Here is a 334-nt window from a genome sequence, read left to right as displayed (position 1 = left end):
TGCAGGTCCGCAGTATCCGGAGAACTACAACTGGTCAAAGAACGTCGAGCGCATCAATCACCTGCCTCCGGCAGAACACCGAAAGTTCTACAATTCGCAGGAGTTTACGCTGAATGTCACCCGACAGGACATGATCAAAGCCGGTTACTCCCCCAGCGTGAGATTATTTGAAGCAGCTGCCTGCGGAGTGCCGATCATTTCAGATTACTGGGATGGCATCCACAGCATTTTTGAACAGGGAAAGGAGATCCTGATCGCCCGAGACACCAGTGAAGTCGAAAAATATTTCAGAAATATCCCTGAAAAAGAAAGAAAACAGATAGGTGAAAATGCA

At 47.9% G+C, this 334-nt stretch carries 1 protein-coding gene; it reads left to right on the top strand.

Features of this window, described 5'->3' with window-relative positions; genetic code table 11:
* On the top strand, positions 1-334 hold a 334-nt coding region (locus HC176_RS18255; RefSeq protein WP_167920415.1), incomplete at both ends, for a glycosyltransferase family protein.

Source organism: Tamlana crocina (assembly GCF_012037625.1).
Note: the sequence above shows the minus strand (reverse complement) of the source record. Positions and strands in the feature narration are given on the sequence as shown.